Source organism: Saccharopolyspora sp. NPDC002376 (genome assembly GCF_053593195.1).
The window spans coordinates 1-12780 of record NZ_JBSFBZ010000015.1; the positions used below are offsets into that span (position 1 = coordinate 1).

The following is a 12780-nucleotide window of genomic DNA, read 5'->3' on the forward strand; positions in this document are numbered from 1 at the left end:
AACTCCGAAAACATGATCAAACTCGCGATGATCCGCCTCATGGCCACCCGCCTCGCCGGCCGGAACATCCAGTGGTCCAACGCCACCGGACGCCACACCGCCCGCCGCCTCACCACCGAAACCAGCATCGCAACGTAACCACCCAGTTACGTTGATGCCCCGCCGCCAACGGCATGCCGGCCATGGCGTCAGCGCCTGTGCCTGAGCTTTGGCGTGACATCAGTCATTCCCGGGGCAGGCCTGTTGAATCACGACCAAGTGAGGTGTCAAAACCCGCGCGCTGTCCGATCCTAGGGCTGAGCGGATTCCTCCGCGTCCCATTCCTCGGCGAGGTTTTCATGTCGGACATCGAGTCGACGAACGACAGGCAGAAGCCACGATCGAACGCGTGGCAGTCGGCGATCACCATGGTGCAGGAGGCGGAGCCTCCCTTCATCCCGGCGGGTGCACACGCGACGACCGTCGTCGTCGAGTTCCCACCGGGCGACCCTGGCACCCCTCCGCATCGGCACCCCGGACCGGCGTTCGGCTTAGTGCTGGACGGCGAGATGGTGTTCGAGGTCGAGGGTGAGCCGGCGCGTGTCGTTCGGGCCGGGGAGGCGTTCTGGGAGCCAGGTGGCGACGTCATCCACTACCAGGACGGCAACAACCGCGACGACGCCCCGGTGCGCTTCACCGTCACCATGCTCTGCGAACCGGGCAAACCCATGCTCACTTTGGTGGACGAGGAAGAACTCGACCAGCGCAAGGACCGCCGGGCCCCGCGCACAGCCTGACCACAAGCTCAGCTTCATCGCACCCGTCGTGCTGAAGGCCTGGGCATCTCATCTTCGAGAACGAGGAGGGTCAGACAATGAAGATCGCTGTCATGGGCGGTACCGGGCTCATCGGCTCGCAGGTGGTCAAGATCCTGAACGCCAGTGGGCACGAGGCGGTACCGCACTCGCCGTCCACCGGTCTGGACCTGCTCAGCGGGCAAGGCCTGCCCGAAGCGCTGGACAAGGCCGACGTCGTCGTCAACTTGACGAACTCGCCGACCTTCGACGAAGCCTCGCTCGAGTTCTTCCAGAAGACGATGGACAACCTGCTGACGGCAGCCAAGGCCGCCGGCGTCGGCCACGCGGTCATCCTCTCGATCGTGGGCGCCGACCAGGTGCCGGGCCTGGTCTACTACCGCGCGAAGGTACTGCAGGAGGACATCCTCAAGGCTGGCCCCGTGCCGTACTCGATCGTCCGCGCCACGCAGTTCTTCGAGTTCATCGACGCGGTGCTGTCCTGGACCGCCGACGAGAAAACCGTCCGCCTGCCCGCCACTCCCGTCCAGCCCATGGCCGCGGCCGACGTCGCCCGGGCCGTGGCCGACGTCAGCCTGGGCGACCCGCTGCAGGGCACCCGCAACGTCGCCGGCCCCGAGGTCTTCACGCTCGACGAGCTGAGCAAGATCACTCTTGCCGCCCGTGGTGACCATCGCGCCGTCGTCACCGACAACAGCGCCGGCATGTTCGCCGCCGTCCCGCGCGACGTCCTCATCGCCAAGGACGACGCCGTCATCGCCAAGACCACCTATCGGGAGTGGCTCGCGCGCTGACCAGGCTCGATGATGCCCCAGATGCTGTGGACGTTCAGCCATCCGCTGCGGCGGTTGAGCCACAGTGCTGGGATTGTTGGCTCCCGGCCAATTCACGCGTTCGCAAAACCATGTTCGTAGAGCTTCGCGGGCTGTGCGGTCGAGCGGGATGCATTACGTCACCAGCCGTCTTCCGTCCGTCGCGGAGGTCTTCCTGCCCTGGGCGGCACCCGGGTGCCTTGGGATCCTGCTTTGTGAATTGGGGGGCGCGCGTGGCCACCATTGATCACGAATGGCTCGAGCGTGAGCTCGCCTTGGTGAACGAGGAACTCTTCCGCATGTTCCCGACCACGCCGCGGGCGCACGTGTCAAAGGCGGTGCAGGCCGCCGCGGCCGAGTTCGTGCCCTCGGCGAAGGTGGCGAACTACCTGCCCATCCTGATCCGACGACGGGCACAGCACCACTTATCGGGAGCCGCCACGTCCGGGGGCATCGGCCGTCGACTGCTCGCCAGATGAACCTGAGCGAAATCCCGGCCCGGCTGCGTAGCTTCTCGCTGTCGTCACGTGTGGTCCAGGCGGGGCAGTACGAACTCGCGCAGCAGGAGCCGGATCACTGCAGCCACGGGAATGGCGATCAACGCGCCGATCACTCCCAGCAGAGTCGCGCCGAGCAAGACGGCGATGACTGTGGTGGCGGCAGGCACCTGCACGGTCCGGCCGATGATTTTCGGTACGAGCAGATAGTCCTCGATGACGCGATAGACGATGAGGAAGCCCACCGTGGCCAACAAGACCGGCACCGACACGGTCAGGGACACCGCCGAAACGATCACACCGGCGGTGATCGTGCCGACTACCGGAACCAGGTCCAGGAGCGCGACGAGCACTGCCAGCAACAGCGGAAACGGCACACCGAAGATCACCAGCCAGACGAAGGCGGCCGTACCGGCAATCAACGAGGTGATCAGATTGCCGAGCAGGTACGCGCCGGTCTGATCGAAGATCTGATTGCCGATCAAGATGGCGCGAGGGCGCCGGTCTGCGGGCACCAGCCGGTACAGCGCTCGCCGGATGCTCGGCATTGCCGCGAGGAAGTACACCACGAGCACTGCGACCACGACAGCTCCGGAAATCAGGTCGAGCAGCAGCTGTCCCGCCCCGAGCAGTCCCTGCGCGAGCGTTGCGCCTTGTCCGCTGAGCAACTGCTGCACGCGCTGTTGAACCTCGAACTGGGCACTGAGGCGTCCGAGCGTGGAATGCGGGTCTTGCAGGCTCTGCAGGTATCCCGGTACCTGCACGGCGAACTGGCGGGCTTGAGTGATCAGAGGCGGGATCGCCGCAGCGAGGAATCCGGCCACGACGCCCAGAGCAATGACAAGCACACCCGACACCGCAGTCCATCTCGGAAACCGGTGTCGCACCAACCACGCCACTGTTGGTTCCAAGCTCATCGCCACGAAGAACGCCAACCCGACGAGGATCAAGACCTGCCGTGCAGCAATGATCAACTCGACGACGCCGTAAGTCACCGCCACGCCGGCCGCCGCGGTCATGCCTGTGACGAAAGGCGAGCGCCGGGCAAGAGGTCCCGGCTGCGTCGGCTGCTCGCTGCTGCTTGGCCTCGCCGCCATCGCCGCGTCGGCCACCGGCTCCTCATCCGGCGTCTCGGAGTGCCCCGCTCCTCGACGAGAGGGCCCCGCAACATCACCATGCCCGTCGCCGTCGGCGGGCTCTGCGGTGGAATCTGTCGACACCGTCGTCCTCCCACCCGTAACAAAGGATCACCGCGCGTACAAGTCAGGTCGGCCCGCACGCACCCAAGCGCTTCGAATCCTCTCCCGTGCACAAAGGTAGCTCTCGGCTGCACCGCAGGCGGCTCCTACTCCGCGCCGCTCCCAGCCTTTGGCGTCGTCAGACTTGGCGAGGACCGCAACTTCAGCGCGGCACCGGGAAGCGGGCAACTCGTTTACGAAGGTGACGTTCGTGGGTCCTGTCCGTGGTCGTCAGTGTCGGGTCCGGTACGAAGAGGATGAGCTCCAAGGCCTGGAGGAGTGGGTGCCTACACGCCTGCTTGCGTGCTCGTGGGGCGAGCGGAAGGCGCTGCTGCGGGACGAGGAACGGGCGGCCGGTTTAGAGGTGGCCAACACCGAGATCTGCAACAACAAGATCAATCAAGCCCGCGTAAAGAAAACAGAATCACGAACCCACTAGAGTCTACGAGGTATGCGGAATTGACCGCGCCAGCACACAAGATCAGCCGTCAGAGCCGAGCTGAACAGCCTCTGAACTGCGAAAACGCACCCACGGACGACCCATCTCTGATTCAACTTTCACCGGCGCGTTCGTCGGGATGCTGCTCGGCGGTGCGACACCGGTGCAGGCCGGGGTGGTGCAGCTGTACGTGCTGGTGGCGCTGCTCGCGGTGGAGTCGGTGGCGATCCTGGTCGCGCTGGAGATCGTCGCGCGCGGAATGCTGAAGCGATCCGGAGAACGCTTATTGTTCCGGGCATGACCGTTTTCCAGCGAGTGCCCGGCACCGTCGTCGACGTGGTGCTGGCGGCGCTGATCGCTGCGGCGGTGCTGCTCACCGGACTGCTGAGGTTCCCGCTCGAGCAAGGGGTTCTCCGGCCGCTCGACGTGGTGCTGATCCTCGGCACCTGCGCGGTGTTGGTGTTCCGCCGGCGGTTCCCCGTTCCGGTCGCGCTGGTGACGCTGGTGGGGTGCGCCGTCTACTACCCGCTCAGCTCGCTGGACGGTCCGCTGACGCTGGCCTTCGCGGTCGCCTTGTTCACGGTGGCCGCTGAGGGGCGCACGGCGGTCGCAGTCCTGCTCGCGGTGGTGGCGATGCTGCTCGTCGGCTACGGCGAGCTGAGCAGCGGAGTCCGGCACCTGGACGACACCTCGCTTTACCTGTTGGCCGGCTGGCTGGTCGCGGCGGTCGCGATCGGCGGTCTGGTCCACAACCGGCGGGCCTACCTGCACGAAGCGGATGAGCGGATGCGGGCAGTGGAGCGGGAGAAGGAGGAGGAAGCGCGCTCGCGGGCCAGCGAGGAGCGGTTGCGCATCGCGCGGGAGCTGCACGACGTGCTCGGCCACCACATCTCCCTGATCAACGTGCAGGCCGGTGCCGCGCTGCACCGGTTGGACGCCGATCCGGAGCAGGCCGGACCGGCGCTGACCTCGATCAAGCAGGCCAGCAAGGACGCGCTGCGCGACCTGCGCGCCACGCTCGGCGTGCTGCGGCAGGTCGACGAGGCCGCGCCGACCGCACCCGCGCCAGGGCTGGACCGGCTGGACGACTTGGTCGCGCAAGCCCGCGCCACCGGATTGACGGTGCACGTCGAGGTCGATGGCGAGGTCCGGCCGCTGCCGCCGGAAGTCGATCTCGCCGGGTACCGGATCGTGCAGGAGGCGCTGACCAATGTGACCCGACACGCCGACGCGCGCACGGCTTTCGTGCGCATAAGCTACTCCGGCCAGGATGTCCGGGTGCAGATCGACGACGATGGGACGGCAGTGGCGGAGCAGAACGCCCAGCGGGGCAACGGGATTCGCGGTATGGACGAGCGCGCGCGGGCGCTGGGCGGGGAGTTCGCCGCCGATGCCCTTCCGACTGGAGGCTTCCATGTGCGAGCTCGCCTGCCGTGGCGGGATGCTCCGTGATCCGCGCGATGTTGGCCGACGACCAGACGCTGGTGCGCGCTGGATTTCGGTCGATCTTGGCGGGTGAGGACGACATTGAGATCGTCGGCGAGGCCGCCGACGGTGCCGAGGCGGTGTACCGCGCAGGCGAACTGCGCCCCGACGTCGTGCTGATGGACATCCGGATGCCCGACCTGGACGGCCTGGAGGCGACGCGGCGGGTCTGCACCGACCCGCGACTGGCCGCGGTGAAGGTGATCATCCTGACCACCTTCGACGTGGACGATCACGTCTACGCCGCGTTGCGCGCCGGAGCCAGCGGTTTCCTGGTCAAGGACACCGAACCGACCGAGCTGATCCACGCGGTCCGGGTGGTGGCGCGCGGCGATGCGCTGCTGGCCCCGGCGATCACCCGGCGGCTGATCTCCGAGTTCGCCACGCGGAGCGAACGGCCCGCGCCCAGCCCCAGACTGGCGTCGCTGACCGACCGCGAGCGGGAAGTGCTGGTGCAGGTGGCGTGCGGGTTGTCCAACGACGAGATCGCCGCGCGCCTAGTGCTCAGCCCGGCGACGGCGAAGACCCACGTCAGTCGGATCATGAGCAAGCTCGGGGTGCGCGACCGGGCGCAACTGGTGGTGCTGGCCTACGAGTCGGCCCTGATCGCTCCTGGTTGGCTGACCTGAGCGACGCAACTCCGGGTGTAGGGGAGCGCCCCTAGGGGACAACTGGCGCGGTATCCGAAGTGTCCTCCGCCGCCGGACGTCCGATCAGGGCTCCAACGCCAGGCTTGTGGGCATGGATCCCGAGACCCTCGATCTGGCGCGGCTGCAGTTCGCCCTGACCGCCGGTGGCCACTTCCTGTTCGTCGCCCTGACCATCGGGCTGGCGACGCTGGTGGCGTGCGTGCAGACCGCGGCGACGCTGTCCGGGAATCCGGTGCACGAGCGGATGACCCGGTTCTGGGGTCAGCTCTACGTGATCAACTACGCGGTCGGCATCGTCACCGGGCTGGTGATGGAGTTCCAGTTCGGGCTCGCCTGGAGCGGGCTGATGCACGCGGCCGGCAACGTCATCGGATCCTCGCTGGCGATGGAGGCGCTGGTCGCGTTCTTCATCGAGTCGACGTTCCTGGGGCTGTGGATATTCGGCTGGGGCAGGCTGAACCGCTGGGTGCACCTCGGGCTGATCTGGGTCGTCGCGCTCACCGCCTACGCCTCGGCGTACTGGATCCTGGTGACCAACGGCTTCCTGCAGAACCCCGTCGGCTACGAGCGTTCCGGTGACCAGCTGCGGCTCACCGATGCCTGGGCGGTGCTGACCAACGCGTCCGCGACCACCGCGTTCTGGCACATCCTGAGCGGATCCCTGTTGACGGCAGGGGTTTTCCTGGCCGGTATCAGCGCGCTGCACCTGTTCCGCCGGACGGCCGAGGTGGAGCTGTTCACCAAGTCGCTGCGCATCGGTCTGTTCACCGCGCTGCCCGCGCTGTTCGTCGCGGCTACGTTCGGCGGGTTGCAGTTCGATCAGATCAATGCGGTGCAGCCGATGAAGTCCGCGGTCTGGGGTCAGGCCGGTGCGGAGATCGCTGCTCTGCAAGCCGATCAGGTCGCCCGCTTCGGTCCCGGCGACTACGTGCCGCCAGAGGCCTGGGTCAGGGCGGGCGGTCTCGTGATGCTGCTGGCCTTCGCACTGCTGCTCTACCTGCTCGGCCCCAGCGTGCTGCTCGCGTTCTTCAGGCCGGTGGTGCAGCGATTCCGGTTGTGGCACATGGTGTTGGTGGCAGCCATCCCGCTGCCCTTCATCTCGATGGTCTCGGGCTGGGTGTTCCGCGAGATGGGCCGTCAGCCGTGGGTGATCAACGGCGTCCTGCGCATCGAGCACGCGGTCTCCGACGTGTCCCCGACGGTGATGCGGACGTCCTTGCTGGTGTTCACCGTCCTCTTCGGACTGCTGCTGGTGATCAACTGGTGGCTGCTGCTGCGCCAAGCCGTCCGCGGGCCTGATGCGGTCGCCTTGGGTCGGGCGCCCGAAGAACCCCGTCCGATGACCGCAGCGCTGTGAGGAGCGAGACGTGGAACTGCTGGCAATCGCTGTGCTGGGCGTGTTCGCCCTCGGTTACTTCTTGCTGGGTGGCGCGGACATCGGCGTCGGAATGCTGCTCCCTGTGCTGGGGCGGGACGCTCGGCAACGGCGTCTGGTGATCACTGCCATCGCCCCGTTCTTCCTCGGCAACGAGGTGTGGCTGGTGGCGACCGCGGGAATCCTGGTCGGTTCTTTCCCCGTGCTGGAAGGCGAACTGCTCACCGGCCTGTTCCCGGCCGTGGTCCTGCTGCTGACCAGCTGGATCGTGCGGGACATGGGGCTGTGGCTGCGGGGGCGGGTGGACGCCCGTGCGTGGTGGGCGGTGTGCGATGCGGCAGTCATCGGAGGCAGCTGGGGAGTGGCACTGAGCTGGGGCTGGATGTTCGCCGGACTGCTCGCGGGCCAGATCCACGAGGTCGCCACCGGGCCCGGCGCGGCGTTGGCGGCAGTCGCGATCGCGACGCTGTTCGCCCTGCACGGCCTGGCCTTCGCCCGGCTCCGGCTGACCGGATCGCCGCGTCAGCGGGCGGGTGCGTTGTTCGGGCGTTGCGGGGAATGGCCGGGATTCGCGCTCACCGCCGGCGTGATGGCGCTGCTGTGCTTGGCGGTCGGATTCCGGTTGCCGCTGGCGGAGAACGCGGCCGACTCGGGCACGCTCGAACTGCTGCTGCCCGCGCTGCTGGTGCTCACGCCGGTCCTGATCGCCGCGCAAGCGGGCGTGTGGTGGACGTTCCGGGCACGCGTGGAAAGGCCGTCGTACCTGTGAACGAACGACTTCTGGGCTTGGTCGCGCGGCGAACCCGTATCGCGGTGGTGCTGCTCGCGCTGGTGCAGGCCGGGCTGATCATCGCGCAGGCCGATCTGCTCGCGCGCGCCATCGCCGAGCTCGATCCCGGCTACCTGCCGTGGCTCGCCGGTGCCGTGGCGTTGCGCGCGGGTACGACCTGGTGCAGCAGTGCCGTCGTTCAGTGCGCCGCAGCGGATCTCAAGGCTGATCTGCGCAGCTCGTTGTTCAAACGTGCCGCGGGGCAGCGGTCGAGCGGGGCGTTCAGCACCCTGGTCACCAAGGGGATCGACGCTCTGGAGCCGGCCATCACCGGAGTCGTTCCGCAACTGGCGCTCGCGGTGCTCGTGCCGCCGATCGTGCTGGTGCGGTTGGGACTGGTGGACTGGCCATCGGCGCTGATCGTCGCCCTGACCATTCCGCTGATCCCGCTGTTCGGTGCGCTGATCGGACTGCGGACCAAGGACGTGACCACGCACCAGTGGGCGCACCTGCAACGGCTCGGCGGGCACTTCCGGGACGTGCTGGCCGGATTGAGCACGCTGCGCGTGTTCGGTCGGGCTGAGCACCAGGAAGCGGTCATCCAGCGGATGGCCGACGAGCACCGCTCGGCGACGATGCGGGCGTTGCGGGTGGCGTTCCTGTCCGGGTTCGTGCTGGAACTGGTGTCGTCGCTGGCGGTTGCGCTGGTCGCGGTGCCGGTGGGCCTGCGGTTGCTGTCCGGCGGCATGGACCTGACCACGGCTCTGGTGGTGTTGCTGCTGACGCCGGAGGCGTTGCTGCCGCTGCGGGCGCTCGGCACCCGGTTCCACGCCGCTGCTGAGGGCATGGCAGCGGCTGAGCAGGTCTTCGAGGTCTTGGACCAGCCACTCGCCGAGCCGAGCGGGACACAGCGCGCTGTTGCGGGTGAGATCCGCTTCGAGGATGTGAGCGTGCACTTTCCCGGACATGAGGACCCGGTGTTGGACCGCGTGTCGTTCGTGGTCCGGCAGTGGGAGCGGGTCGCGTTGGTCGGGCCCAGCGGCGCAGGCAAGTCCACGGTCCTGCACCTGCTGCTCGGGTTCGTGCAGCCGACTTCCGGGCGCGTCCTGGTGGATGGCGTTGACCTGCGAGAACTCGATCTGGACGACTGGCGGCGCCAGGTCGCGTGGGTGCCGCAGCACCCGCACCTGTTCGCCGGGACGATCGCGGACAACATCCGGCTCGGCGCGGCCGATGCTTCGATAGCGGAAGTCCAAGCGGCCGCGGAGGCCGCGCACGCAGCGGAGTTCGTCGAGCAACGTTCAGCGGGCTACGAGGCGCTGCTCGGCGACCGGGGCACTGAACTCTCAGCCGGTCAGCGACAGCGCGTCGCGATCGCCCGCGCCTACCTCAAGAATGCGCCGATCGTGCTGCTGGATGAGCCGACGGCACGCCTGGACCTGCACGCCGAAGCGGCGTTGACGGCCTCGGCCGCGGAAGTGCTGCACGGCCGGACCGCGATCGTGGTGGCGCACCGCCCAGCGCTGCTGGCAGCCGTGGACCGTGTGATCCGCTTGCGCAGCGGATCGGTGGAGGTGGCGGGATGAGTAGTCCTGTGTCAACCCGAGTTCTGCTCGACCGCACCTCAGGGGACCGTGACGCAACCCAGCCACAAGAAACCGCGAAACGCGAGTTTGATCCCGTACGCAACCACCACTGTGAATCGTGGAGAGGCGGAACAGTGCTGGCGCTGTTCCGCTGGCCGCGGCTGCTGGCCGCAGTGGCTGCGGGAGTGATCGCCGAGCTGTGTGCGGTGGGACTGATGGCGCTGGCGGCCTGGCTCATCACTCGCGCAGCCGAACAACCGGCGCTGTCGGCGTTGAGCCTGGCCATTGTTGGGGTCCGCGCCTGCGCGCTGGCCCGCGGCGCGTTCCGCTACTTGGAGCGCCTGGCCGGGCACGACGCCGCGCTGCGGGTGGTCGCACGGCTGCGCCCGGAGGTGTTCCGCGCAAGGACGGGACGGCCGGCACTGCGCGACGGGGATGCCTTGTCCCGCTTGGTCTCCGACGTCGACAGCGTGCAGGAACTGCTGCTGCGCTGCCTGTCCCCGGCCGCGATCGCGCTGGTCGTCGCCACCGGCTCGGTCATCGCCTGCACCATCGTGGTCCCGGCCAGCGGTGTCGTGCTGGCTGCGGGCCTGCTGGTCGCGGCGTTGGTGCTGCCGGTGCTCGCGTCGCACCGTCGTGACCGCACCGCCGCAGATCGAGCCGAACTTGCCGTCGCCGCCGGAGATCTCGTGGACGGCGCACGGGAATTGGCCGCCTTCGGCGCAGTTCCCGCCGCCGTGGTACGCGCTGAACAGCACGCCGCGCGGATGCGGCGCCGCGATGGCGCAGCGGCCCGCAACTCGAGTGCGCTGTTGGCGGCCGGTGTCCTGGTGCAGGGCATGACGGCAGTGGGCGTGACGTGGGTGGCTCTGCTCGCCGGTGTGCCGCAGACGAGAGCGGCCGTGGTGGGATTCCTCGCGCTGGCGGCATTCGAAACCGTTCTCCCGCTGACCGATGCCGCCCGCCGCTGGACCGAACACTTCCCGGCACTGCGGCGCATCACGGAACTCCTGGCCGAGCCCCCGATCGCGCTGCCGAAGCCCAACTCGCAGAACCTCGCGCTCCACGACGTCTCGGTGCGCTACGACCGACCGGCGTTGAGCAGCGTGGATCTGACCGTCGAGCCCGGCCGAACGGTCGCCGTCGTCGGTGCCAGCGGAGCGGGCAAGAGCACCCTGCTCGGCGTCCTGGCCGGACTCGTACCGCCGTCGGCCGGCCGAGTCGAACGACCGGAAACCCGTGCGGTGACGCAGGATGCGCACGTCTTCAGCGCCACCATCCGCGAGAACTTCCTGCTCGCGGCCCCGGACGCCGACCAGGCCCCATTGGAACGGGCGGCGGAGCAGGCCGGACTCCTCGACTGGATCCGCTGCCAGCCAGCAGGTTTCGACACGCTCGTCGGCGAAGCCGGGCAACCGCTCTCCGGCGGCCAACGCCAACGCCTCCTGCTGGCCCGAGCGTTGCTCTCCGAGCCGAACGTGCTGCTGCTCGACGAGCCGACCGAGGCGCTGGAGCCGGAGCTCGCCGACGAGGTCCTGACCTGCGTTCTGCGCACCCGGACCGGGCGGACCACGATCGTCGTGACGCACCGCCTGGCCTGCCTCGCCCAGTTCGACGAGATCCTGGTACTCGACGCTGGGCGGATCGTGCAGCGCGGACCCCACCGGGACCTGGTGGCGATTCCGGGGCCGTTCCGGGATTTGTGGGACGCCGAAGCGTTGACGGACTTCGCGATCCCAGCGCAGGATGAGCCGGACGCCGCGCCGCGGCGATCATCGGGAGAGGGGTGCGCGAACGTTGAGCCGGCACAGCCCATCGGGGTTCTTCAGCGACCACACGATCACCGAACTCGCCGAACAGCTGCGCGCCGGTGAGACCAGCGCCGTCGAACTCACCCGAGCCGCGCTGAACGCCATCGAGCAGTTCGACACCGAGCTCAACGCGTTCGTCACCGTCGACCGCGAAGGTGCGGTGCAGGCGGCGGAGAAGGCCGACGCCGAACTGGCCGAAGGCCAGGATAGCGGACCCCTGCACGGCATCCCGGTGGCGGTCAAGGACCTCATCGAGGTCGCCGGACTGCCCACCACGATGGGCTCGGCGCACTTCGCCGACCACGTGTCCACATCGGACGCCGAATGCGTGCAGCGGCTGCGTGCCGGCGGCGCGGTGCTGGTCGGCAAGACCACCACCCACGAGTTCGCGTTCGGCCCGACTGGCGACAGCGCGCACAACGGCCCGTCCCGGAACCCGCACGACCCCACCCGCATCACCGGCGGTTCCAGCGGAGGAAGTGGCGCTGCGGTCGCCGCCGGGATGGTGCCGCTGGCGCTGGGCACCGACACCGGCGGATCCGTGCGCATCCCGGCCGCGCTGTGCGGGGTGGTGGGCTTCAAACCGGCGTACGGAGCGATCCCGACCGGCGGGGTGTTTCCGCTGTCGCAGTCGCTGGACCACGTCGGAGTCCTCGCCCGCACACCGCAGGACTGCCGCACCGGCTACCGAGTCCTGGCCGGACTGCGCGAAGCAGCTAGCCGGGAACGCGGCGACATCGCGAACATCGGGTGGATCGACCCGAACTCGCTGCACCCGACGGATCCGGAGGTCACCCGGATCGCCCGCGCCGTGCTGGAGACCAGCGGAATCCCGGTGCAGGACGTCGGAATCCGCGATCCGGAGGTCGTGCACCGCGGATTCCTGGGCATCCAGTTCAGCGAGGCCTACGCCAACCACGCCGAGCGGGTGGCCGAGAACCCGGAGCTGTTCACCGACGACGTCCTGGGACGGCTGCGGGAATCGGCGCGGACCGCGGGCTGGCAGCACGTGCGCGCGTTGGCCGCGCGTGACCAGTGGCGCAGCGACGTCGACGAGCTGCTGTCCGAAGTCGACCTGCTCGCGATGCCCACGACCTGCGTCGTCGCCACCGAGATCGACCGCCGCGAGATCACCGTAGACGGGACGGACGTGAACGTGCGCGGTGCGCTGATCGGGCTGACCAAACCGTGGAACCTCGCCGGATCGCCCGCGGTGTCGATCCCCGCGGGCGCCATCGGCGGGCTCCCGGTCGGTCTCCAGCTCATCAGCCGCCCCGGAGCGGAGGACGTCCTGCTGGCCGTCGCCGCCCGGATCGCCGGCTGA

12 protein-coding genes are annotated in these 12780 nt (G+C 68.6%); 11 read left to right on the plus strand and 1 reads right to left on the minus strand.

Going from position 1 to position 12780, the window contains the following annotated elements:
- Positions 1-338: 338 nt before the first annotated feature.
- The 3 genes from ACWCO2_RS12750 (at position 339) to ACWCO2_RS12760 (ending at position 2085) form a co-directional block, all read left to right on the plus strand.
- Positions 339-776, plus strand: a complete 438-nt coding sequence (locus tag ACWCO2_RS12750; protein WP_450127888.1) for a cupin domain-containing protein — start codon at positions 339-341, stop codon at positions 774-776.
- A 77-nt stretch (positions 777-853) separates the two neighbouring features.
- Complete coding sequence (locus tag ACWCO2_RS12755) at positions 854-1588, plus strand: SDR family oxidoreductase (protein WP_450127889.1); 735 nt, start codon at positions 854-856, stop codon at positions 1586-1588.
- A 251-nt stretch (positions 1589-1839) separates the two neighbouring features.
- The gene (locus tag ACWCO2_RS12760) at positions 1840-2085 is read left to right on the plus strand and encodes a three-helix bundle dimerization domain-containing protein (protein ID WP_450127890.1); all 246 of its coding nucleotides are present in this window, start codon (positions 1840-1842) and stop codon (positions 2083-2085) included.
- Between the two features lie 44 nt (positions 2086-2129).
- Here the strand turns inward: ACWCO2_RS12760 and ACWCO2_RS12765 are convergent, their stop codons facing one another.
- A complete protein-coding gene (locus ACWCO2_RS12765) occupies positions 2130-3215 on the minus strand; it encodes an AI-2E family transporter (protein WP_450127891.1) in 1086 nt (361 codons plus the stop codon).
- A 668-nt stretch (positions 3216-3883) separates the two neighbouring features.
- Here ACWCO2_RS12765 and ACWCO2_RS12770 point away from each other — a divergent pair.
- The 8 genes from ACWCO2_RS12770 (at position 3884) to ACWCO2_RS12805 (ending at position 12780) form a co-directional block, all read left to right on the plus strand.
- The gene (locus tag ACWCO2_RS12770) at positions 3884-4081 is read left to right on the plus strand and encodes an ABC transporter permease (RefSeq protein WP_450127995.1); all 198 of its coding nucleotides are present in this window, start codon (positions 3884-3886) and stop codon (positions 4079-4081) included.
- On the plus strand, positions 4078-5232 hold the full coding sequence (locus ACWCO2_RS12775) for a sensor histidine kinase (protein ID WP_450127892.1): 1155 nt from the start codon (positions 4078-4080) through the stop codon (positions 5230-5232). Before ACWCO2_RS12770 ends, ACWCO2_RS12775 begins: the two co-directional genes overlap by 4 nt.
- Entirely contained in the window at positions 5229-5894 is a 666-nt protein-coding gene (locus tag ACWCO2_RS12780; protein WP_450127893.1) for a response regulator, read from the plus strand. The genes ACWCO2_RS12775 and ACWCO2_RS12780 overlap by 4 nt, the downstream gene beginning before the upstream one ends.
- 112 nt (positions 5895-6006) lie before the next feature.
- Positions 6007-7272, plus strand: a complete 1266-nt coding sequence (locus tag ACWCO2_RS12785) for a cytochrome ubiquinol oxidase subunit I (RefSeq protein ID WP_450127894.1) — start codon at positions 6007-6009, stop codon at positions 7270-7272.
- Positions 7273-7282: 10 nt separating this feature from the next.
- A complete protein-coding gene (locus tag ACWCO2_RS12790; protein WP_450127895.1) occupies positions 7283-8059 on the plus strand; it encodes a cytochrome d ubiquinol oxidase subunit II in 777 nt (258 codons plus the stop codon).
- Positions 8056-9645, plus strand: a complete 1590-nt coding sequence (cydD, locus tag ACWCO2_RS12795; protein WP_450127896.1) for a thiol reductant ABC exporter subunit CydD — start codon at positions 8056-8058, stop codon at positions 9643-9645. The genes ACWCO2_RS12790 and cydD overlap by 4 nt, the downstream gene beginning before the upstream one ends.
- A gap of 134 nt (positions 9646-9779) precedes the next feature.
- Complete coding sequence (cydC, locus tag ACWCO2_RS12800; RefSeq protein WP_450127897.1) at positions 9780-11519, plus strand: thiol reductant ABC exporter subunit CydC; 1740 nt, start codon at positions 9780-9782, stop codon at positions 11517-11519.
- Positions 11443-12780 carry an amidase gene (locus ACWCO2_RS12805; RefSeq protein ID WP_450127898.1) on the plus strand — a complete coding sequence of 446 codons (1338 nt, stop codon included), beginning with the start codon at positions 11443-11445 and terminating at the stop codon, positions 12778-12780. The genes cydC and ACWCO2_RS12805 overlap by 77 nt, the downstream gene beginning before the upstream one ends.